The organism is Novosphingobium sp. TH158, assembly GCF_002855555.1.
In the GTDB taxonomy this organism is placed as follows: Bacteria; Pseudomonadota; Alphaproteobacteria; order Sphingomonadales; family Sphingomonadaceae; genus Novosphingobium.
This window is the reverse complement of sequence record NZ_PKRT01000001.1, coordinates 2,311,331-2,330,319: the sequence shown is the minus strand read 5'-3', so window position 1 is coordinate 2,330,319 and position 18,989 is coordinate 2,311,331. Positions and strand designations below refer to the sequence as shown.

Annotated in this window: 26 protein-coding genes; 7 read left to right on the top strand and 19 right to left on the bottom strand. The window is 65.8% G+C overall.

All coding sequences use genetic code 11. The features are described 5' to 3' along the window. The first annotated feature begins 55 nt into the window (after positions 1-55). A complete protein-coding gene (locus C0V78_RS11590) occupies positions 56-1,261 on the top strand; it encodes an MFS transporter (RefSeq protein ID WP_101797856.1) in 1,206 nt (401 codons plus the stop codon). 4 nt (positions 1,262-1,265) lie between these two features. On the opposite strand, the gene C0V78_RS11585 is transcribed toward C0V78_RS11590, so the two are convergent. Next, on the bottom strand, positions 1,266-1,799 hold the full coding sequence (locus tag C0V78_RS11585; RefSeq protein WP_101798339.1) for a J domain-containing protein: 534 nt from the start codon (positions 1,797-1,799) through the stop codon (positions 1,266-1,268). Positions 1,800-1,942: 143 nt separating this feature from the next. Here C0V78_RS11585 and C0V78_RS14965 point away from each other — a divergent pair, with 143 nt between their 5' ends. Next, the gene (locus tag C0V78_RS14965) at positions 1,943-2,119 is read left to right on the top strand and encodes a hypothetical protein (protein ID WP_158241546.1); all 177 of its coding nucleotides are present in this window, start codon (positions 1,943-1,945) and stop codon (positions 2,117-2,119) included. Positions 2,120-2,129: 10 nt separating this feature from the next. Here the strand turns inward: C0V78_RS14965 and pal are convergent, their stop codons facing one another. From pal to hisB, 13 genes are all read right to left on the bottom strand, one after another. Then, on the bottom strand, positions 2,130-2,645 hold the full coding sequence (pal, locus tag C0V78_RS11580) for a peptidoglycan-associated lipoprotein Pal (RefSeq protein WP_173843388.1): 516 nt from the start codon (positions 2,643-2,645) through the stop codon (positions 2,130-2,132). A gap of 42 nt (positions 2,646-2,687) precedes the next feature. Beyond that, positions 2,688-4,064 carry a Tol-Pal system beta propeller repeat protein TolB gene (tolB, locus tag C0V78_RS11575; RefSeq protein ID WP_101797855.1) on the bottom strand — a complete coding sequence of 459 codons (1,377 nt, stop codon included), beginning with the start codon at positions 4,062-4,064 and terminating at the stop codon, positions 2,688-2,690. After that, on the bottom strand, positions 4,064-4,981 hold the full coding sequence (locus C0V78_RS11570) for a hypothetical protein (protein WP_101797854.1): 918 nt from the start codon (positions 4,979-4,981) through the stop codon (positions 4,064-4,066). The genes tolB and C0V78_RS11570 overlap by 1 nt, the downstream gene beginning before the upstream one ends. A 9-nt stretch (positions 4,982-4,990) precedes the next feature. After that, positions 4,991-5,443: a biopolymer transporter ExbD gene (locus C0V78_RS11565; RefSeq protein WP_101797853.1), complete on the bottom strand. Its 453-nt coding sequence runs from the start codon at positions 5,441-5,443 to the stop codon at positions 4,991-4,993. After that, entirely contained in the window at positions 5,443-6,141 is a 699-nt protein-coding gene (locus C0V78_RS11560) for a MotA/TolQ/ExbB proton channel family protein (protein ID WP_101797852.1), read from the bottom strand. The genes C0V78_RS11565 and C0V78_RS11560 overlap by 1 nt, the downstream gene beginning before the upstream one ends. After that, positions 6,138-6,599 carry a YbgC/FadM family acyl-CoA thioesterase gene (locus C0V78_RS11555; protein ID WP_101797851.1) on the bottom strand — a complete coding sequence of 154 codons (462 nt, stop codon included), beginning with the start codon at positions 6,597-6,599 and terminating at the stop codon, positions 6,138-6,140. The genes C0V78_RS11560 and C0V78_RS11555 overlap by 4 nt, the downstream gene beginning before the upstream one ends. A gap of 72 nt (positions 6,600-6,671) precedes the next feature. Then, on the bottom strand, positions 6,672-7,049 hold the full coding sequence (locus C0V78_RS11550) for a histidine triad nucleotide-binding protein (RefSeq protein WP_101797850.1): 378 nt from the start codon (positions 7,047-7,049) through the stop codon (positions 6,672-6,674). After that, entirely contained in the window at positions 7,049-7,369 is a 321-nt protein-coding gene (locus C0V78_RS11545; protein ID WP_101797849.1) for a phosphoribosyl-ATP diphosphatase, read from the bottom strand. The genes C0V78_RS11550 and C0V78_RS11545 overlap by 1 nt, the downstream gene beginning before the upstream one ends. A gap of 120 nt (positions 7,370-7,489) precedes the next feature. Continuing rightward, positions 7,490-7,696, bottom strand: a complete 207-nt coding sequence (locus tag C0V78_RS11540; protein ID WP_101797848.1) for a PEP-CTERM sorting domain-containing protein — start codon at positions 7,694-7,696, stop codon at positions 7,490-7,492. An 89-nt stretch (positions 7,697-7,785) separates the two neighbouring features. Further along, complete coding sequence (gene hisF / locus C0V78_RS11535) at positions 7,786-8,547, bottom strand: imidazole glycerol phosphate synthase subunit HisF (protein WP_101797847.1); 762 nt, start codon at positions 8,545-8,547, stop codon at positions 7,786-7,788. Positions 8,548-8,550: 3 nt separating this feature from the next. Continuing rightward, the gene (gene hisA / locus C0V78_RS11530) at positions 8,551-9,279 is read right to left on the bottom strand and encodes a 1-(5-phosphoribosyl)-5-[(5-phosphoribosylamino)methylideneamino]imidazole-4-carboxamide isomerase (RefSeq protein WP_101797846.1); all 729 of its coding nucleotides are present in this window, start codon (positions 9,277-9,279) and stop codon (positions 8,551-8,553) included. A gap of 2 nt (positions 9,280-9,281) precedes the next feature. After that, positions 9,282-9,911, bottom strand: a complete 630-nt coding sequence (gene hisH, locus C0V78_RS11525; RefSeq protein WP_101797845.1) for an imidazole glycerol phosphate synthase subunit HisH — start codon at positions 9,909-9,911, stop codon at positions 9,282-9,284. Next, positions 9,904-10,497, bottom strand: a complete 594-nt coding sequence (gene hisB / locus C0V78_RS11520) for an imidazoleglycerol-phosphate dehydratase HisB (protein ID WP_101797844.1) — start codon at positions 10,495-10,497, stop codon at positions 9,904-9,906. Before hisB ends, hisH begins: the two co-directional genes overlap by 8 nt. A 92-nt stretch (positions 10,498-10,589) precedes the next feature. On the opposite strand from hisB, the gene C0V78_RS11515 reads away from it, so the two are divergent. The 3 genes from C0V78_RS11515 to gmk are packed head-to-tail and all read left to right on the top strand — an operon-like array spanning position 10,590 to position 11,979. Next, positions 10,590-11,090, top strand: a complete 501-nt coding sequence (locus tag C0V78_RS11515; protein ID WP_101798337.1) for an SspB family protein — start codon at positions 10,590-10,592, stop codon at positions 11,088-11,090. Beyond that, positions 11,090-11,347 (top strand): hypothetical protein, encoded by a 258-nt coding sequence (locus C0V78_RS11510; protein ID WP_101797843.1) that lies wholly within the window; start codon positions 11,090-11,092, stop codon positions 11,345-11,347. Before C0V78_RS11515 ends, C0V78_RS11510 begins: the two co-directional genes overlap by 1 nt. Then, positions 11,344-11,979 (top strand): guanylate kinase, encoded by a 636-nt coding sequence (gmk, locus tag C0V78_RS11505; RefSeq protein WP_101797842.1) that lies wholly within the window; start codon positions 11,344-11,346, stop codon positions 11,977-11,979. The genes C0V78_RS11510 and gmk overlap by 4 nt, the downstream gene beginning before the upstream one ends. Positions 11,980-11,994: 15 nt before the next feature. Here gmk and C0V78_RS11500 read toward each other — a convergent pair whose 3' ends face one another. After that, positions 11,995-12,798, bottom strand: a complete 804-nt coding sequence (locus C0V78_RS11500) for an SDR family oxidoreductase (RefSeq protein ID WP_101797841.1) — start codon at positions 12,796-12,798, stop codon at positions 11,995-11,997. Between the two features lie 13 nt (positions 12,799-12,811). After that, positions 12,812-15,202, bottom strand: a complete 2,391-nt coding sequence (locus C0V78_RS11495; protein WP_101797840.1) for a S8 family peptidase — start codon at positions 15,200-15,202, stop codon at positions 12,812-12,814. Between the two features lie 134 nt (positions 15,203-15,336). Here C0V78_RS11495 and dapD point away from each other — a divergent pair, with 134 nt between their 5' ends. Both dapD and C0V78_RS15165 read left to right on the top strand, forming a co-directional pair. Continuing rightward, on the top strand, positions 15,337-16,173 hold the full coding sequence (gene dapD, locus C0V78_RS11490; protein ID WP_101797839.1) for a 2,3,4,5-tetrahydropyridine-2,6-dicarboxylate N-succinyltransferase: 837 nt from the start codon (positions 15,337-15,339) through the stop codon (positions 16,171-16,173). After that, the gene (locus C0V78_RS15165) at positions 16,173-16,607 is read left to right on the top strand and encodes an ion channel (protein ID WP_254049900.1); all 435 of its coding nucleotides are present in this window, start codon (positions 16,173-16,175) and stop codon (positions 16,605-16,607) included. The genes dapD and C0V78_RS15165 overlap by 1 nt, the downstream gene beginning before the upstream one ends. On the opposite strand, the gene C0V78_RS11480 is transcribed toward C0V78_RS15165, so the two are convergent. The 3 genes from C0V78_RS11480 to C0V78_RS11470 all read right to left on the bottom strand — a co-directional run bounded on the left by C0V78_RS11480 (position 16,604) and on the right by C0V78_RS11470 (position 18,931). Further along, a complete protein-coding gene (locus C0V78_RS11480; RefSeq protein ID WP_101797838.1) occupies positions 16,604-17,863 on the bottom strand; it encodes a dipeptidase in 1,260 nt (419 codons plus the stop codon). The two genes, C0V78_RS15165 and C0V78_RS11480, sit on opposite strands and share 4 nt — an antisense overlap. Positions 17,864-17,973: 110 nt before the next feature. Beyond that, positions 17,974-18,228 (bottom strand): DUF5654 family protein, encoded by a 255-nt coding sequence (locus C0V78_RS11475; protein ID WP_101797837.1) that lies wholly within the window; start codon positions 18,226-18,228, stop codon positions 17,974-17,976. Between the two features lie 40 nt (positions 18,229-18,268). Continuing rightward, positions 18,269-18,931, bottom strand: coding sequence for a hypothetical protein (locus C0V78_RS11470; RefSeq protein ID WP_144039885.1), 663 nt, complete (start codon positions 18,929-18,931; stop codon positions 18,269-18,271). Between the last annotated feature and the right edge of the window lie 58 nt (positions 18,932-18,989).

Genomic DNA, 18,989 nt, shown 5'->3' with positions numbered 1-18,989 from the left:
CAGAGACAGGCGCGCAAGGGCGGCTGCGGGCCGTCCGGCTGGGAGAGACCACTGCATGACCTACGTCCGCGAATTGCGCGATAACTGGCGCCCGCTGCTGGCCGCAACCATCGGGGTCGGCACGGGCATGTCGCTCGCCGGCACGGTCATCAGCACGATGGCTCCCTCTCTGATCAAGAGCAACGGCTGGTCTCCCTCCGATTTTGCCTATGTCGGCACCCTGGGGCTGTTTTCCTCGCTGGTCCTGCCCTTCGTCGGACGCCTGGCAGACGTGTTGGGCGTGCGGATGACCGCGCTGATCGGCATGGTCGCCATGCCGGTGATCTACCTGCTGCTCAGCCTGATGGATGGCTCGATCGGCACCTACAGCATGTTGTTCGTTGCCCAGGGCGTGATCGGCATGACCACGACCGCCACGGTCTTCTGCCGTCTCGCCGTGCAATATATCCAGAAATCGCGCGGCATGGCGCTTGCCATTGTCGCATCCGGCCCGGCGCTTTTCGGCATGATCGTCGGCCCGATCCTCAATTCCATCGTCGAAACGCAGGGCTGGCGCGACGGCTACCAGTTCCTTGCGATGTTCGCCGTGGTGGCCGGCATCGTCACCTTCCTGCTGATCCCGCCAGGATCGAAGAGCCACGGCGTTGCCAGCACGAAACGGCGCGCGCGTGACGATTACCCGATGATCTTCCGCAATCCCGCCTTCTGGATGCTGGGCGCATCGATGCTGCTGTGCAACCTGCCGCAGACCATTCCGCAGGCGCAGCTCAAGAACCTGATCCTTGAAAACGGCATGACCGGGATGATGATGGGGCAGGCCACCATCGCGCTGTTGCTGGGCCAGCTTTCGGGGCGGCTGATCGCCGGTTTCGCGATCGACCGGATGAACCCCTATCGCGTGGCCTTCCTGACCATGGCCCTGCCCAGCATCGGCCTGTTCTTCATCGCAAGCAGCATGGATGCCCATGTCCTGCTGCTGCTGTCGGTTTACTTCATCGGCTTCACCTTCGGCGCGGAAGGCGATGTCGTGGCCTTTCTCGTTGCCCGGCGGTTCGGTGTGGGGGTCTATTCCTCGGTGATGGGCCTGATCACTGCCATCACCTCGTTCTCCACCTCGATCGGTGCGGCATTCCTGGGCTTTACCCTGGCCAAGACGGGGAACTTCGTGGTCTTCCTGCTGGTCACCGGCGTGGGCGTGATCCTTGGTTCGCTGCTGCTCTTGCTGCTCGGCCGTAACGAGAAGCTGCCCGAGGAAGCCTGAGCCCTCAGCCCTTCCACTCGCGCCGTTCTTCGGCGGCGCGCAGCACTTCGTAGGCCAGCTGGATCGCCTGGAAGGCCTTGGCGGCAACCTCGTCCCCCGGTTTGACGTCGGGGTGGACTTCCTTGGCCTTCGACCGCCAGGCCTTCTTCACCGCATCGAAATCGGCATCGGTCCCCAGCCCCAGCACCTCGAGCGCGCGAAGCTCGTCGCGGCTGCGGGTGCCATCGCCAGAGCCAGCCCAGCCATAGTGCGCCGATTCCTGGTAGCCTTCGTGAGTCTGGCGTTCCGCCTTTTCGCGCTCGGCTGCCTCTTCGGCATCGAGCCCGGCGAAATAGTCCCACCCGGCGTTATATTCTGCGGCATGCTTCTGGCAGAAATACCAGCGGTCCGGGCTGCTGGGGCTCTTCGGAGCGGGGCAATCGCCCTTTTCATTGCAGCCCGTGCGGTCGCAGAGCCGCACCGTCACCGCCTCGCGCGTGCCACCGTACCCGCCCCAGCGGGGGAAGCCCCAGTTATCGGATCGGCGTGCACGGCTCATGACCATGCCTTAGTCGCGCGGGCAGCGATCGGGCAAGCACTTGAACGGTCAACCTGCCGTTCATATGTGACGAGTAGATTGTGCGTTGCAACATCTTCATGCCGCGCTTATATTAAGCACGGTTAGCATCACGGATACCGAACATGAGCAAGAAGCTGGCTTTTTCCTCTGCACTTTCCGTCCTGCTGATGGCAGGCTTTGCCGTGCTGGGCGGCAAGTCGGTGGAATTGGGATCGGATGCCGGTGCCGCCGCGCTGGTCCCCGAAAGGGCGGAACTGCTGCAACTGCCCGCCCTTCCGGAAATGCCGATCCTGCGCTGAGCCAGCGCGATCAATCGATCGTGAGCGTGACCGCGCGGCGATTCTTCGCCCAGGCTTCCTCGTTCGAACCGGTCGCCACCGGGCGCTCCTTGCCATAGGAAATCGTCGTCAGGCGGCTCGCCTCGACACCCAGGCTAACCAGATAGTTCTTCGCCGCATTGGCCCGCTTTTCGCCAAGCGCCAGGTTGTAGTCACGCGTGCCGCGCTCGTCGGCATGGCCTTCGATCGTGGCGCGCTTGGCGGGATACTGCATCAGCCACTGCGCCTGCCCCTGCAAGGCAACGGCATCCTGGCTGTCGATGTTGAACTTGTCGGTATCGAAGTAAATCGTGTCCCTGCCCATCATGCGGGCGACAAAGTCAGCCTGGCTGCCAGGTGCCGGCTGGCCCATGGTTCCCGGCGTGGTCTGCGTCGTCGTCGCGACATTGCCGGGATCGGGCGGCAGCTGCTTGGGCGGCTTGGGACTGCACCCGGCAAGCGCGGCGCTGCCTGCAAGCAGCAGGATCAGGGTCTTCGATTGCGACATGACTATCTCCTTATGCCCCCGTAATACTGAACTTGGCGCCGATCATGGCAAAACCGGGCCCCATGCCGGGTCCGACGCGTCGACCGGCGTGGGCAGGCGGCGTTCGTTCTTGCCCGTCAGGTCCACCTGCCACAGGGCCGAGCGGCCGGAGTTCTTCTCGGTCCGGAAGAACTGGATGACACGACCGTTCGGTGCCCAGGTAGGCGCTTCATCCTGCCAGCCCTGGGTCAGTTCACGTACCGAGCCGCCCTGCGGGTTCATCACCGCGATGTGAAAATCGCCGGCGATGCGGGTGAAAGCGATCTGGTCACCGCGCGGGCTCCATTCCGGAGTGGCCGCACGCCCCCCGAAGAACGAAATGCGCTTCTGGTCGGTTCCATCGGCGTTCATCACATAGACCTGCTGGCTGCCCGAGCGGTCACTCTCGAAGACGATCCGGCTGCCGTCGGGCGAATAGGAACCGCCAACGTCGATGCCCGGCGAATCGGTCAGGCGCTGGCTTTCCCCGCCGCTGGCGGGAACGCGGTAGACATCGGTATTGCCGCCCACCGCCATCGAATAAAGGATCCACTTGCCATCCGGCGACCAGCGCGGGGCGAAGGTGGGGTTCTTGCTTTGCGTCACCAGCTTCTGCGTGCCGCGCTCGGTATCGTAGATGTAGATGCGCGGGTTGCCGTTAAGGTAACTGAGGTAGACGATCTGCTTGTAGTCCGGCGAATAGCGCGGGGTCAGCGCGATGGCCTGCCCGCTGGTGATGAAGCGGTGGTTCGCGCCATCGGAATCCATCACGGCCAGCCGCTTCATCCGCCGGTCCTTGGGGCCGGTTTCGGCGATATAGGCGATGCGGCTGTCGAAGAACGGATTCTCGCCTGAAAGCCGCGAATAGACAAGGTCGGAGCACTTGTGCGCAGCCCGGCGCCACTCGGCAGGGCCGACCACCCATGCCCCCTTCACCAGCTGCTGGTTGAGCGCGACATCATAAAGATAGCAGCCGATCGTCAGGTTGCCGTCGCCATTGGCGCGCACATAGCCGTGGACCAGCATGTCTGCGCCCTTGCCCTGCCATACGGGGAAATCGGGCGCGGTAACCTGGGCCACGCTTGGCACCGGCAGGCTTCCCGGCCCGGTGGGCTTGAACAGGCCGTTGTTGCGCAGGTTGTCGGTGATCACTTGCGCCAGCGCCCGGCCCGTCGCCGCCGTGCTGCCCGAGCTTGCCTGGGTTGGCACATCGGCATTGGTCGGGAAGGCGGGAATGGCAATTCCAAGGTCCTGCCAGGCGCTTTCGTCGGTAACCGTACCGGTCAGCACCTCGGGCGCATCGGTGGCAACCGGCGTTGCGCCGGGTGTTGGCGCGGGGGCAGGCTGCGCGAGTGCCGCAGCGGGAAGGGCAAGGGCGATCAGGAAAGTCAGGCGTTTCATCAATCGAGCTTTCGGTCGAAGGTAAAGCGTACGCGCTTCCAGCCAGCATAGAATTGCGGCGGCAATGCGAAAGGCGCGGCGAGGCGGACGGCGCGGATCGCCTGTTCCCGATGACGGTCGGCCTGCGGGCGATTGGCCTGGGTGACACCGGTTTGCGAAATGAACCGCGGCGATCCATCAAGCGTTCCATCGGGTTTCAGGTCCCACTCGATGGTCGTGGCCAGCTTTTCCACTTCCAGCCCCTGCGGTGATTGCCAGTGCGGCTTCAACTCGCGCGAGACGGCCATGGCCAGCGAGGAGCGCACCTGCGGCGTCAGGGCCGGGCCGGGCGGCGTTTCCGCCTTGCCCTTGCCGGCTGAAGCGCCGCGCAGGAAATCGTCGCCGATCCGGCTGCCGCCACCGGTGCGCGAGGCCTGTCCCGGCTGGCCCTTGGGCTGCGGCGGCAGGAAATTGTCGCCAATGCGCGAAGGGCGCGCAGGCCCGGTCTTGGGCGGCGGCGATGCCGGGCGCGGCGGTGCGGCCTTGGGCTGGGCCACGGCAGGACGCGGCTGGGCGCGCGGGGCCGGAACAGGCTGGGGCGCTGCCTTGGGCGCAGGGCGGGGCGGCGGCTGAATCCGCTGTGGCTCCGCCCGGGGTACAGGCCGTGGCTGCACAGCCGGCGGCGGCGGTGCCGGGGCGGCTTCAGGCGGCGATGGTTCTTCCGCCAGCCGCGGTGCGACGGCAGCGGCCGCTTCTTCACGCGATGGCGATCCCGCTTCGGCGGCGATCGGGCCTTGGAGGGTTACGGTAATCTTGCGGACCGGCGGGGGCGGCTCCGGCTCGCGCCGCAGGACCAGAACGGCGAGCAGCGCCACGTGCGCCATGACGGCAATGGCGATGCCGGCAATGTCCTCTCCACGGATGCGCGTTGCTGCCATGGTGCCGGACTATGGTGCCGAAACTGAACTGTCGGTGACCAGCGCGATCGACGTGACGCCCGCGCGGTTCACTTCTCCCATTGCCACCATGACATCGCCATAGGGCAAGGCCTTGTCGGCGCGCAGGGTCAGTTGCGGAGGCTTGCCGCCACTGGCTTCGACGGCCTGCGCCAGCCGGTCAGGCAGCTCGCCGGGGGCAAGCTCGTCCTGGTCCAGCCACATGCGCCCGTCTGCGGTCATGGTCAGCGTCACCTGCTGCGCGGCCTGCGGCAGGGCTTCGGCGCGGCTTTCGGGCAGCTCGACCTTCACGCCCGCGGCCAGCAGCGGCGCGGTGACCATGAAGATCGCCAGCAGCACCAGCATCACGTCCACCAGCGGAGTCACGTTGATTTCCGCCATCGGCGCACGACCGTTGCGCCGCGAATGCCGCCTTCCCGGCCCCGGAGAGAACCCGCCGCCCATCAGCCGGCCCCCAGCTCGCGCGTCAGCGATGCGTGCAGCTTGTCGGCGAAGCGCTGCAAGCGCGATTCGAACCGGTTCACCGTCAGGCTCAGGCGGTTATAGGCGATCACCGCCGGGATGGCGGCGAACAGGCCGATGGCGGTGGCAAACAGCGCCTCGGACAGTTCCGGCGCAACACGGGCCATGGTGAAGCTTTCCTCGGCATAGGCGCCCAGCGTGCGCATGATACCCCAGACCGTGCCGAACAGGCCGATGAAGGGAGCCGAAGTGCCGACCGTGGCAAGAATGTTGAGCCGCGCTGCCAGACGGTCGGCCTCTGCCTCGACCGTGCCATTCATCGCCATCGCAAGCCGCTGGCGCAGGCCTTCGGGGTCGGGGTTCCTGACGCTGAGCGAGCGGCGCAGTTCGCCCATTGCCGTGCCGGCAACGCGGGCAGAGGGAATGTCTCCCTTGCCCTTTTCCGCATGGTAGGCCTCGATATCCTTGGCCTTCCAGAACTCTGATTCATAGGCCTCGTTGCGCTGGTCCAGCCCGCGCATGCGCCAGGAAAAGCCGATTACCACTGCCCAGACCCAGACGCTGGCAATCACCAGCCCGGCCATGACTGCTTGCACGACAAGGTCCGCCTGCAGGAACAGCCGCAGGGGATTGAGCGGCCCGGAAAGGACCGGGGCGGCGAGAACTTGGGTCAGGCTCATTTTTCTTCCGTCGTTGGTGGAACCAGGTGCGCCAGGGCCTTGCGCCATTCTTCCGGTTGCCGGCGGGGGCGGCCATCGGGGCCGACGAAGCCGACCCGCAGCCGCGCTTCGGCCAGCAGGACACCATCGCACATGGCTGTCTGGTGAATGCGGCAGGAGGCAGCGCGCAGCTCCTCTGCCACGCTTTCGATCAATACGGTATCGTCCAGCCGCGCCGGGGCGGCATAACGGATGGTAAGCTCGCTGACGGCATAGGCACCGCCGCCGGCTTCCTGCACGGCACGTTGATCTATTCCCAGCAGGCGCAGGAAATCCGACCGGGCCCGTTCGAACCAGCGCAGGTAATTGGCGTGATAGACCACGCCGGACAGGTCCGTGTCCTCGAAATAGGCACGCACCGCGAAACGATGGACATAGCCATCGATCACGCCGCCGGGAGGTTGGGGATAGCCTGCCATCGGGCAGGTCTTAGCCGGGGCGCGACTCGCCGCACAAGAGCAAGCGGAGTCAAACCGTGCAGAAGCTAAGCCCTATTGCGGCACCATGGCATAGAATTGGCGCCCGCCGAAGATGTGGACGTGCAGGTGCGGCACTTCCTGGTGGCCGTGCCCGCCGACATTGGCGAGCATCCGGTAACCCGGATCGACGAGGCCCGCCTCGCGCGCGACCTGCCCGACTGCCCGGATGAAGCCGGCCACTTCCTCTGCCGGGGCCTTCTGCGAGAAGTCGTCCCAGCTGACGTAGGGCCCCTTGGGGATCACCAGCAGGTGCACCGGTGCCTGGGGGTTGATGTCATGGAAGGCCAGCGCCCACTCGTCCTCATAGACCTTCTTGCACGGGATCTCGCCACGCAGGATCCTGGCGAAGACATTGTTGTCGTCATAGGGGGCACGCGGGTCGATCGGCATCAGTCTGGCTTCCTTGCGGCTTTCTCGGCAATTCCGGAAACGCCCTCTCGGCGATCAAGCTCGGCGAGGACATCGGCAAGCGGCACGTCCTTGGCGCCAAGCAGGACAAGCAGGTGGAACAGCAGGTCTGCCGCCTCGCCAACCAGTTCCTCGCGGCTGCCCGAGAGCGCGGCGATCACCGTTTCCACCCCTTCTTCGCCCAGCTTCTGGGTGATTTTGGGCAGGCCGCGGGCGTGCAGCTTGGCGACATAGCTTTGCGATGGGTCGGCGCTGCGGCGCGCGGCGATTGTCGCTTCGAGGCGGGAAAGGGTGACGCTCATGCGCCCTGCCATAGAACGCGTTTCCCCAATGGAAAAGGGCGCCCGTGTCGGTCCGGGCGCCCTCCCCCCTTCGCGGGCGCCGGGAAAAAGGAGAAAACCCGGAGCCCGCTGAAATCGCGTTCAATCTTCGTCGCCGTCCTTGCGCTTCTGCGCCAGCCTGCGGCCCAGCAGCACGCCGGTGATGCCGAAGGCGAACAGCGCAAGGTGCGTCGGCTCCGGAATCGCATTGGCGTTCCGCCCTGCCGGCTGGCTGGCCAGGAGCACCGCCGGGAAGGCGGCCATTATGGCGATCTTGGTGATCATCGACTGGGTTAACGCAAGCGCCATGCCAGCTTGGGCAACGCCGCCTCAACCGCCCGAATCAATGGTTAACCGGGCTTCCGGCATTATGGTTACCGTAAAAGTAACCGACAGTTTCAGCCCCTGGCGGGCAATCCGGCTGCGCGCAGGGCAGCGTGGGCTTCGGCGATCGAATAAGTGCCGAAATGGAAGATCGAGGCGGCCAGAACCGCGCTGGCGTGGCCCTTGGTCACGCCCTCGACCAGGTGGTCGAGCGTACCGACCCCGCCACTGGCGATCACCGGGACCGACACCGCATCGGCAATCGCGCGGGTCAGGTCCAGATCGTAACCGGCCTTGGTGCCATCGCCGTCCATCGAGGTGACCAGCAGCTCTCCTGCACCAAGCCCGGCAAGCTTCACCGCGTGCTCCAGGGCATCGATCCCGGTCGGCTTGCGCCCGCCGTGCGTGAATATCTCCCAGCGCCCGCTTTCGACCCGCCGCGCATCGACCGAGGCGACGATGCACTGGCTGCCCATCTTCTCCGCAATGTCGGAAACCACTTCCGGGCGCGATACCGCCGCGGAATTGACCGCCACCTTGTCTGCCCCTGCAAGCAGCAGCGCACGGGCATCCTCGACCGTGCGCACCCCGCCGCCAACGGTAAGCGGCATGAAGCAGACTTCCGCCGTGCGGCGCACGATATCCAGCAGGGTGCCACGCGCCTCGTGGCTGGCGGTGATATCCAGGAAGCACAGCTCGTCCGCCCCGGCCGCGTCATAGGCGCGCGCCTGTTCCACCGGGTCGCCCGCATCCTTGAGGTCAACGAAGTTCACGCCCTTGACCACCCGGCCATTGGCTACGTCGAGACAGGGAATGACGCGGACGCGGACGGTCATGGTTCAGTCCCTGTTGGCCATCGCGATGGCCGCTTTCAGGTCCAGCCGCCCTTCGTAAAGCGCCCGGCCGGTGATCACGCCCTCGATACCCTCGTCGGCGTGCATCGACAGGACATGGATATCGTCCAGCCCCTTCACGCCGCCGCTGGCGATCACCGGGATATCCACCCGGCGCGCAAGATCGACGGTCGCATCGATGTTCACGCCCTTGAGCAGTCCGTCACGCCCGATATCGGTGAACAGCAGGCTGGCAACTCCCGCGTCTTCGAACCGGCGGGCAAGATCGACCACCGAAACGTCCGACACGTCGGCCCAGCCCTCGGTGGCGACCATGCCGTCGCGCGCATCGACGGCAACAACGATGCCGCCCGGATATTCGCGGGCCATATCCTTGACGAATTCGGGGTCTTTCAGCGCGGCAGAGCCCATGACCACGCGGCTGACACCCATGTCGAACCAGCCGGCCACCGCCTCGCGCGTGCGGATGCCGCCGCCCAGCTGGACGTGGCCGGGGAACACTTCGAGGATGGCTTCCACCGCCTCGCGGTTCTCGGCGCGGCCCGCGAAGGAACCGTCGAGATCGACGACGTGGAGGTATTGCGAGCCAGCCTCGGCAAACAGCATGGCCTGGGCTGCGGGATTGTCGCCATAAACCGTGGCGCGCGCCATGTCGCCTTCGGACAGGCGGACGACCTGCCCCTGCTTGAGGTCGATGGCGGGGAAGACGATCATGCTTACGGTTTCCATTCGAGGAAGCGGGAGAGAAGCGCGAGGCCATATGCCTGGCTTTTCTCGGGATGGAACTGCACCCCCACCACGTTGCCATCGGCCACGGCCGCGACCAGCCCGCCGCCGTGATCGGTCATCGCGGCAATGGCGCGTCCGTCTTCGGGAACGAAGTGATAGGAATGGAGGAAATAGGCCTCGCCCGGCTCGATCAGGTCACCCGCCGGGGCATGGGGCGTGAGCGCGACATCGTTCCAGCCCATGTGCGGCACCTTGATCGCGGGATCGGTGCGCTCGATCAGGCGGACCTCGCCCGGAATCCAGCCAAGGCCTTCGGTAATGCCATGCTCCACCCCGCGGCTGGCGAGCAGCTGCATGCCAACGCAGATGCCAAGGAACGGCGCACCGCCCACCTGCACCCGCTCCGCCATGGCATCGACCAGGCCGGGGATGGCGCGCAGCCCTTCGGCGCAGGCCTTGAAGCTGCCGACACCGGGCAGGACGATGCGGTCTGCCGCGCGGACCACGTCGGGGTCGGCCGTCACGGTAACGCCTGCGCCACCGGCTGCCTTCAGCGCATTCTCCACCGAATGCAGGTTTCCCGCGCCATAATCGACGAGGGCTACAACTTCAGCCACCGAGCAGCCCCTTGGTGCTGGGAATGGCGCCGCCCTTGCGCGGATCGAGTTCCACCGCCTGCCGCATGGCGCGCGCGAAGCCCTTGTAGATGCCTTCGATGATGTGGTGGTTGTTCTCACCGTAGAGCTGCTCGATGTGCAGCGTCAGCCCGGCCGCCTGGGCGATCGAATGGAACCAGTGCTGGAACAGCTCGGTGTCCATTTCGCCCAGCCGTTCCTGGGTGAACTTCGCGTTCCACACCAGCCATGGACGCCCGGAAATGTCGAGCACGACACGGCTCAGCGCCTCGTCCATCGCCGAATGGGCTTCGCCGTAGCGGCCGATCCCGGCCTTGTCGCCCAGCGCCTGGACAATGCACTGGCCGATGGCGATGGCGCTGTCTTCGGTGGTGTGGTGCTGGTCAACGTGGAGGTCGCCCACGATGCGGCACTTGATGTCGATCAGCGAATGGCGGCTGAACTGTTCGATCATGTGATCGAGGAAACCGATGCCGGTCGACACCTCATAGTTACCGGTGCCGTCGAGATTCACCTCGACCGCGATGTCGGTTTCGTGAGTCTTCCGCGTGATCGAAGCTGTGCGCATGGCCGATTCCTTTGCTTGGCGGGCCTATAGACCTGCGAACAGCAAGCGCAAGCGGGGTTGACCGGGCGATTGCGCGGGGCCACTTGGGAATCATCATGACCGACACACCAGACAGCCTCATTCCCTACGACGAAATCGTGCAGGAGGCGCTGCGCGCCGTGGTGGGACGGGTGCTGGGCCAGATTGTCGATACCGGCGGCACGCTGCCGGGCACGCACCATTTCTACATCACCTTCAAGACGGCGGCACCGGGCGTATCGATCCCCACGCACCTGAAGGAACGCTTCCCCGACGAGATGACCATCGTCCTGCAGAACAAGTTCTGGGACCTTACCGTCGCCGAGGATCACTTCTCTGTCGGCCTGTCGTTCAACCAGGTGCCCGCCAAGCTGGAAATCCCCTTCGCGGCGATCACCGCGTTCGTCGATCCGGCGGTGGACTTCGGCCTGCAATTCCAGGCGACGGTTGCCGATCTCGCGCCCGAGCCGCACGACGATGCGGAAAACGACGCCCCCGAAGGCACCGATGGCCCTAGCGTAACCACCGAGGACGGATCGAACGTGGTCACGGTCGATTTCGGCAAGCGGAAGTAATGGTCCGCTCGATTCTTGGCCGGATTGTCCGCCAGAACGGCGGCAGGCTGCTCGACGAAGCGGTTGACCGGCTTGTGCCGCCCGCCGTGACGGCAAAAAGCGGCATCGCCGGAAAGCTTGCCGGAGCTGCCCTGATGCGGGTGGCCACCCGTTCCGTGCCGGGCGCGATCCTGGTCACCGGCGGCCTGATCGCCAAGGCCGTGCATGACAAGCGCAAGGCAATGAAGGCAGCCGTCCAGCCGGAAACCAAGGCATGAGCGGTTCCGACGCGCTGCATCGCCGCGGGCTGATGTTCATCCTCTCCTCGCCCTCGGGTGCGGGCAAGACAACCATCGCCAGGCGCCTTCTGGCCGAAGACAGCGAGATCATGCTGTCGGTTTCCGCCACGACGCGCCCGATGCGTCCCGGCGAGGTTGACGGCAAGGATTACCACTTCGTCAGCCGCGAGGAATTCCACCGCATGGTGGAAGAGGACGAGTTCTACGAATGGGCCGAAGTATTCGGCCAGTGCTATGGCACGCCCAAGGCGCACATCCGCGCCGGACTCAAGGCCGGGCAGGACTACCTGTTCGATATCGACTGGCAGGGCACCCAGCAGCTTTACCAGAAGGACCAGCAGGACGTTGTCCGCGTTTTCCTGCTGCCCCCCAGCATCGATGAGCTGAGCCGCCGCCTGACCGGTCGGGGCACTGACAGCGCCGAGGTGATCCAGGCCCGCATGGACCGTGCCAAGGCGGAGATCAGCCACTGGGACGGCTATGACTATGTCGTGGTCAACGACGATATCGACGCCTGCTTCGCCAAGGTCGTCCAGATCCTTGAGGCCGAACGGATGCGCCGCCAGCGCCAGACGGGGCTGATCGGCTTCGTGCGCGAACTGCTGAAGTAAGCCGGCCGCGGGCGGCTATTCGCCCATCGGCCCGACGAAATCCCCCGGCACCCAGGCGTTGACCCAGCCGCCATCGACGGCAATCGTTTCGCCGACCACATAATCGCCCGCGCGCGCCGCAAGATAGATGGCAGCAGCGGCCATGTCTTCATCGCAGCCGGTGCGACCGGCGGGGATCTGGGCCGCGACCTTTTCCGGCGCCTGATCGGCCGCGCGGTTCATCCGCGAAGGGAACATGCCCGGCGCGATGCCGCTGACCACGATGTTCTCCCCCGCCAATCGCGCCGCCATGCGCCGGGTCAGGTGGATCAGCGCAGCCTTCGATGCCTGGTAGGGATAGGTCTCCCAGGGGTTGAGCCGCATGCCATCGACCGAGGCGATCATGATCACCTTGGCGGGGCGTTCCCGGCTGGCGGCAGCGCGCAGCATGGGGTGCAGCTTCTGCGTCAGGTAGAACGGGGTCTTGACGTTGAGGTCCATCACCTTGTCCCAGCCCGTCTCGGGGAAGGCGTCGAAGGGTGCGCCCCAGGCAACCCCGGCGTTGTTGACAAGGATGTCCAGGCACTCTTCGCGCGAGGCAAGCTCGCCAGCCAGGCCCTCGATCCCCGCCATGTCGCCGATGTCGCCGGGAAGGGCGATGCAGCGCTCGCCCAGTTCGTTGGCGGTTGCCTCCACCTCCGCCACTTTGCGCGCGGTAATGTAGACCCGCCGGCAACCGGCAGCGAGGAATCCTTCGGCGATCATTCTGCCGATGCCGCGCGATCCCCCGGTAACGAGCGCCACGCGCCCTTCGAGCGAAAACAGCCGGGAAATGTCCATGTGCAGCCCCCTGTCAGAACCTCGCCGCCCAGCTCAGGCCAAGGCCGAAATCGTCCGGCAGGTCGGCATGATGCTGGGGGTCGCTGCGCCAGTAGGCACTGGCCGTCAGCGATCCACCGCCGAGCGGCCCGCGCCAGGCGAGCTCGCGCATCAGTTCGCGACCTTGCGGACTGAGGTCGAGCCGCCGAACCACCGAGGTCGCCGCCAGCGTGGCATAATCGTATGCGTCGGGCAGCCGCATCGCCAGCCCGCCGCTTTCCACCCGCAGCGGCTGCAAAAGGCGCACGGACAGGCTGTCACCATCGCGGAACAGGTTGAGCCTGCTGGCATCGACCGCCCAGCCGGAACTGCTAAGCCGCGATCCTGCAACAAGCGTTCCGGAGAGGTGGGGCGAGGTCCAGCCGCGCCGCCAGCTGGCCCCCAGCCGCCAGTCCGCCGAAGGACGGTATGCCGCGCCAATGTCAAGGAACAGGCTGTCCGCACCGCTGCTGCCAGCAAGGCCGGAATGGAGCCGCGCGCCCAGCATCGTGCGGTCCTCACGCAGCCAGCTCAGGCCGAGGCTGGTTTCGACCGGACCGAAATGGCGGTCGAGCGACAGGCCGAAACGGAAGTAATGATCCTCCAGCCGCGGCGACATGATCGAATGGGTCAGCGAAATCGGCGAACCGGTGAGCACCTTGCCATTTTCCGCCAGGGCCGTGAGGCCCAGCGGACCGAACTGGCGCCGCAGGGCAAGCGAGGTCAGCCCCGTGCGGAAGAAACCGAAATCGCCATTGGGATCGCCCGAGACGAGAAAAGCGGGACGCGATTGGCCCTGCAATTGCGCGACCATGCCATCCGCACCCTCGGCATAGGCGAAAGCCATGGTGGCGCGCGGCGAAACCCTGGCCACCACTCGCGCAGCCAGCACGCGGGCGGCCTCGGCATCGCGAGAGGACAGGCGCAATTGCCCGCTCCAGCCCCCAGCGCGCCCCGCCCGCAGCGGATCGACCACCGAGAAGGCGAGGCTGAGCCCTCCTGCCGCTCCGTCTATTGAACGGCTGCCGCCCAGCAGGGCGCTGCCCAGCCGTGGCCGGACCTGCGCGGAACGCATGCTTGCGGCCAGGTTGGTGCGATAGGCGCGGCCATAGGAATCGAGCACGACGGCCGCCAGGTTGCCCGTCTTGGCCGCATCTCCCATCGCTGCCGAACCGGAAAAGGTCGTTTCGCCCAGCGGTACCATCGCCGTGGAATTATCGGCCAGACTGGTCGTGCCCTGCGGCGCGAAGGCGGCGCCGATATTCATGATGCCGCGCCCGTAGATGTCGTCGGTGCCGGTTGCCCCGGCGTCGCTGGCGGTACGCAGCAGCAGGTCGACCACCTGCGTTGCCGTGAGGTTGGGGAAGTACTGGCGAAGCAGCGCTGCGGCCCCCGCGATCTGCGGCGCGGCAAAGCTGGTTCCGGACACGACAGTTACGAATTGCTGCCCGCTGCTGTCGGTCGTGATCTTGATCTGCCCGTTCTCGTAAACGCAGCAGACCCGCTCACCCAGCGCCATGAGATACCATTGCGCCTCAGTTCCGGCGTGGTTGGAAAAGCTGGAAATCTGGCGGTTCTCGTCAACCGACCCGGCAATGATGACATTGCCGTTGCCCGCCTGCCGCAGGCCCACGGCGAAGCTGTCGGGGTTGGTCGTGCTCGAAACCCCATCGTTGCCGGCCGAAACAATGACGACGATGCCCGCCGCAGCAGCCCGCGCAATCGCAGCGCGAAGGGAGCTGTTGGGGGGCGAGCCTCCAAGCGAGATGTTGATCACCCTGGCCCCCGCCGCCACGGCCCTGTCGACCCCGGCGGTGATTGCCGAATCGAAGAACGTGCAGCCGCCCTTGTCACCATCCTTGGGCGTAGCGCAGGATCCGGGCGAATCCGCCCGCAGGGCCTGGATCGTCGCGCCCCAGGCAATGCCGACGATCCCGGTGCCATTGCGCGCCGCTGCTGCCGTCAGGGCGACCTGCGTGCCATGGCTGGAGTCCGCATTGTCGAGCCCGCGGCTGCCGGCAACGTCCTGCGACTGGGGCGATATGCGCCCGGCAAATTCCGGGTTGGCCGTGTCGATGCCCGAATCGATGATTGCGAGGGTAACGCCCTCGCCGTTCGCGCCGAGTTGCCATGCGGGGATGACGTTGTGGAACGAAGGGCCGTCAGACCGGCGATATTCGGCCGTATCGAATGCGGCAGCCGGGGTGGGAGTTGGCGTCGGCGTCGGTGTTGGCGTCGGTGTTGGCGCAGGTGGCGGTGCCGGTGTGCTCACCGTCCCGCCGCCGCCACAGGCGTTGAGAATGAAGCAGAAGGCAAGCGCGGCAGAGGCGCGTCGTGCCCGTGGATTGCGATTGCGCCCTTTGGACGCGGTGGATGGAGCGACCATGACCCTCCCCTCTTGCGCCAGGATCATGGCGCAATCGTGATCTTTAGAACAGACCGTCTGCGCCGCGGCGCTTGCTACCAGCGGTTACTGGCGATAGGCGCGCTGGCGAACTCACTCCATTCGGGATAGCCCAGATGTCCAACCTCGAAACCCAGATCGAAGCCGCTTTCGAAGCGCGCGATACCGTAACCCCCGCTTCGGCCGATGTGCGTGCAATCGTCGATCAGGCGCTCGACCTGCTGGACAGCGGCAAGGCCCGCGTGGCCGAGCCGGACGGACAGGGCGGCTGGAAGGTGAACCAGTGGCTGAAGAAGGCCGTGCTGCTCTCCTTCCGCCTGAACGACAACGGCGTGATGGAATACGGCTCTGCCGGCGCTCCGGCGTTCGACAAGGTCCCGCTGAAGTTCACCGGCTGGGACGATGCCCGTTTCCGCGAAGCCGGCGTGCGCGTCGTCCCGGGTGCTGTCGTGCGGCGCAGCGCATTCATCGCCAAGGGCGTGGTGCTGATGCCGAGCTTCGTGAACCTGGGCGCCCATGTGGGCGAAGGCACGATGGTGGACACCTGGGCAACGGTTGGTTCCTGCGCCCAGATCGGCAGGAACGTGCACATTTCGGGCGGCGCCGGCATCGGCGGCGTGCTTGAGCCGCTGCAGGCCGGGCCGGTCATCATCGAAGACAACTGCTTCATCGGAGCGCGCTCGGAAGTAGCCGAAGGCGTGGTCGTGGGCGAAGGCGCAGTGCTTTCGATGGGCGTCTACATCGGTGCCTCGACCAAGATCGTCGATCGCGCCACGGGCGAGGTCCACATTGGCCGCGTGCCGCCCTATTCGGTGGTCGTCCCCGGTGCGCTTCCGGGCAAGCCGCTCCCCGATGGCACCCCCGGCCCCTCGCTTTACTGCGCGGTGATCGTGAAGACGGTGGATGCCCAGACGCGTTCCAAGACCGGCATCAACGAATTGCTGCGCGACTGATGAGCCAGCTCGCCACGCAGTTCCTGGTTTCCACCTTGCTGGTGGTGCTCTGCGTGGCGATCCATGGCATCGGACTGTTCAGCCTGAGCCGCGCGCTGCGGACGGAATCGTCGCTGGAGCGGTTGCAGAACATCGATGCCCTCAGCCCGCGCGGGGCGATTTTCACGCTGACCACGGTGGTCGCCATGCTGGCGCTGCACGGTGTCGAGATCTGGGCTTTCGCCATCGTCTATCTCGCCACCGGCGCGGTCACGGGCCTGGAAAACGCACTGTACTTCTCGACGATTTCCTATTCGACCGTCGGCTACAATGATGCCCACATCGTGCAGGAGTGGCGCCTGCTGGGCGCCTTCGAATCGATCCTCGGCATGATCCTGCTCGGCTGGTCGACGGCCTTCTTCTTCCGCATGCTGGGCCGCATCGACGCGCACTAGAACGCGGTGGGGTTCTCGATCGGCGGATCACCCCGGCGCGAGGCGGCATAGGCTTCGGCTGCCCTGAGCACGCGCATCATGTTGCGACCGGCAAGCTTTTCAAGGTCGGTCTGGCTCCAGCCGCGACGCGCCAGTTCGACGAACAGCGCCGGATAGGTGGAGACATCCTCCATGCCCTTCACCGTCGTATCGATCCCGTCGAGGTCCCCCCCCAGCCCGACATGGTCGGGGCCGATGAGCTTGGCGACATAGTCGATCTGGTTGGCAACGTCGGCCAGTGTGCCGCTGGGGGCAGGGTTCGCCTTTTCCCAGGCGGCCATTTCCGCCTTGGCTGCCGCCGGATTGCCAAGATTGACCGCGTCGATCCGGGCCTTTTCGGCTGACCGGCGGATCGACCAGGCGCGTGTATCGCCGACCACGTAGGCCGGATAGAAGTTGATCATGACGATGCCGCCATTGGCCTTCAGCGCCTTCAGCGCGGTATCCGACACATTGCGCGGATGGCTGTTGAGCGCCTGCGCGTTCGAGTGGCTGAAGAATACCGGTGCCCGGGCCACGCGCATGGCATCGAGCATGGCCGCTTCGCTGACATGGCTGAGATCGACCAGCATCCCCAGCCGCTGCATCTCCCGCACCACGTCTTCGCCGAACGGGGTAAGGCCATCGTGCCTGGGTTCATCGGTTGCAGCATCGGCCCAGGCGGTGGTCTTGAAATGGGTCAGCGTCATGTAGCGGGCGCCCAGTGCGTGCATCTGGCGCAGCACGGCCAGGCTGCCACCGATCGAATGACCGCCTTCCATGCCGATCAGCGAGGCGATCCGCCCTGCCTTTTGCGCCGCCGCGACGCAGGCGCTGTCAACGCAGAACTGCAGGTACTTCGGATAAAGCGCCACGAGCCGCTTCACCGTGTCGATCTGCTCCAGCGTAGCCTGCACGGCCTGCGGCTCGGGAAGGTTGGCCGAGACATAGACCGACCAGAACTGCGCCCCCAGGCGGCCCTTGCGGCTGCGATTGAGGTCTGTCTGCATGGCGATCACGCCCTTGGCCGGATCGGCCGTGCCGGTGGTGTCCTGGAAATCGAACCCGGCAAGCACGTTCTTGCGCCGGTCGCGCAGCTGCTCGGGCACATCGTTGTGCCCGTCCCACACCGGCTGTGCCTTCAGCGCGGCATCAGCCACCTGCTCGGGCGTTCCGGCAGCGGACGGGCCGGAAATCAGGGCGGCAAGGGCGGCGAAGGTGATCGAATGGACGCGCATGGACAGGACCCCGGTTTTCGGTTGAACCGCATTGCTAGACGCTTGTGCGGGGAATGGGCAACAGCCTGTCGATTCCCTGCACAAGGCGCCTTTTCGGAGAAGCGGCAGGCTCAGCCTTCGGCTTCGCGCTCGAAAGCGGCATTGCCGCCGATCCGGGCCGAAATCCGGCCGAGGATGGTCAGCACGACAATCGCGATCACGGTGGCAAGGATGGCATAGCTGTAAAGCCCGGCAAGATCGTCTCCCAGCCCCAGCTTCCCGAGCGTGGCCTTGATCGCTTCGTTCCATGCCAGCGCGGCGACAAGGCCGAGCGAGGCGGAAGCGAGCGTGATCATGGTCTGCACCATGGCGCGTGGATCGGTCATGTCGATTTTTCCCTCTTGCAATTGAATTGGCAGGGAAAAGCTAGCCCAGGCGCGCGAGCATTTCCAGCGCCGCCGAAAGTTCAGCCGGATAACGCCGCTGCGCCACGTTGGTCAGCGTGCGGCGGACGGCGGGACCGGACTTTGCCGCTATCGCCATGACATGCGCGGTGCGCCGGCGATAGATCGCCTCGATACAGGCGCGGTCGTGTTCAACTGTGCCACGGGGAGCAAGCTTGTCGGCATCGGCAACGGCGGCGATGAGCAGGCGCGCCGCACTGCCGTGCTGGACGGCGGTGGACCAGACGGCATCGCGCAAGGCAGGACCGCGACAATCGAGATCGTAACGCGTGGCCGCGCGCACGGCCCTCACCGCAGGCACGTAGTGGGTCCGCTGGATGAATGCGTGCTGGGCGGTGGCAAAGGCTTCCCCTTCGCGCAGGGCGATGGCTTTCCACGCCGCCGAAAAGCAGGGCGACCCCGGTTCCCCTGCGAGTTCGGCAGCCCAGCGCGAGCCTTCTGTCTTGACGAAAGCAGCGGCGGTGCCGGTGCGGCTGGCGAGCTGGTACAGTCCATAGGACACGCCCCCCGGATCGCCCTGCCCGCCCGAAACCGTGCCGGGACCGCGCCCGCCGCTCTCGTACAGTTCGGACAGGCCACCCAGCCGATGACCTGCGGCGGCCATTTTGTTTATGATTTGTTCCATTGAGTATCCTCATTCTGGTTGGGCCCGCGATGGTCGCACACCTGCGAGCCTGTAGGAC